The following is a 1658-nucleotide window of genomic DNA, read 5'->3' on the forward strand; positions in this document are numbered from 1 at the left end:
CTGATCGAACAGCATGGTGGTCTGGAAAGTGCGTGCAATGCCCAGCCGGGCAATGCGATCACAGGCCATGCCGGTAATGTCCATGCCCTGGTATTCGATACGCCCCTCGGTGGGCGCCATGGCACCGGCCACCAGATTGAAGAAGGTGCTCTTGCCGGCCCCGTTGGGACCGATGATGGCGTTGATCTTGTTGGCTTCGAATTCGATGCTGACGTTATTGACCGCCGCCAGCCCGCCGAAACGTTTGGTGAGGTTATGAATCTTAAGCATGGTTACCGGCCTCCTGCGTGGATGCTGCCGAGGACTTGCTGGACGACGTATTGCTGGCCGCCTTCTCTTTTGCCTGGCTGGCATCGTGCGCCGCCGCAAGGCGACGACCGCGCCAGGACAGGAAGGAACCCACGACCCCTTTCGGGAAGAAGATCACCAGCACCACCAGCATCGGCCCGAACACGATCATCCGGTACTCTTCCAGGAACTGCAGTGACTGGGTCAGCCAGGTAATTACCAGGGTACCCAGCAGCGGGCCCATCAGGGTGCCAATGCCGCCGACCAACAGGTAGGTAATCATGTCGAAGGTGTGTGTCACCTCGGCTTCCGCCGGGCCGATGAAACGCACCATGCCGGCATACAGCGCACCCGCCACACTGGCGTAGGTGGTAGACAGCACAAACGCCAACACCTTGTTGCGCATCAGGTTGATCCCCAGCGACGCCGCCAGGTCATCACTGATACGAATGGCAAGGAAGGTCCGCCCCAACAGGGAATGCGCGATCCGTGATGCCAGCCAGATGGACAGCACCATGAATGCCAACGCCAGGTAGTAGAACGGAGTGGTCTCGGTGAAGTCCACCAGCCCGAAGCCGCTCGGCGCAGGAATATTGATAATCCCCAGGGCACCGTGGGTCAGCTCTTCCCACTTATCCAGCAACAGATAAATAATGAAGCCCACGCACAGGGTGAAGATGGCGAAGTAGTGTTCTTTCAGGCGCAGGAAAATCACCCCCACCAGAAAACCGAGGATAGCGCCCACGGCCCCTGCCGCGATAAACGCCGGCCAGAAGGCCCAGCCATGATCCACAGTAAGAATCGCCAGAGCGTACGCCCCCATGGCAAAGAAACCGCCGTGGGCAAGATTCAACTGACCACACAGGCCAGTGATGATGTTCATGCCGTACACAGCAATGGCCCAGACAAACGCCAGTGCCATCACATAGATCTGGTACTCGTTGCCCGCCACAAAGGGGAACAGCAAGGCCGCCACGATCATTGCGATCTTCATGGCCGGGGTCATAAAAAAATTGGAAATCTTGGTCAGGGCACTCATTAGTGAACCCCCTTGCTGAACAGGCCAGTCGGCTTGATGGAAAGAATCACCACGAGCAGGGCAAACGCGATGATGTCCTTGTAATCGGTGGAGATATAAAAGCCGCCGAACGCTTCGGCAAAGCCGATGATCAGGCCACCAACAATGGCACCGGGTATGGAGCCCATGCCACCCAGGATAATGATCACAAAGGCTTTCATGATCAGCAGATGCCCCATGGCCGGGTAGACCAGGTTGATCGGCGCGAACAGGGTGGCGCCAACCGCCGCCAGTGCCCCGGAAATAGCGAATGTCATCATCGCCACCCGGTTGGCATCAATGCCGACCAGAA

Annotated in this window: 3 protein-coding genes; all 3 read right to left on the reverse strand. The window is 58.0% G+C overall.

Annotation, left to right across the window (positions count from 1 at the left end; all coding sequences use genetic code 11):
- Positions 1-270: ATP-binding cassette domain-containing protein (locus A3730_RS02200; RefSeq protein WP_156500807.1), on the reverse strand; the 270-nt coding region annotated here is incomplete at its 3' end.
- Positions 263-1327 (reverse strand): branched-chain amino acid ABC transporter permease, encoded by a 1065-nt coding sequence (locus A3730_RS02205; RefSeq protein ID WP_063537395.1) that lies wholly within the window; start codon positions 1325-1327, stop codon positions 263-265. The genes A3730_RS02205 and A3730_RS02200, both read right to left, overlap by 8 nt.
- On the reverse strand, positions 1327-1658 hold a 332-nt coding region (locus tag A3730_RS02210; protein WP_197477230.1), incomplete at its 5' end, for a branched-chain amino acid ABC transporter permease. The genes A3730_RS02210 and A3730_RS02205, both read right to left, overlap by 1 nt.

It is taken from the genome of Alcanivorax sp. HI0044, from assembly GCF_001634945.1.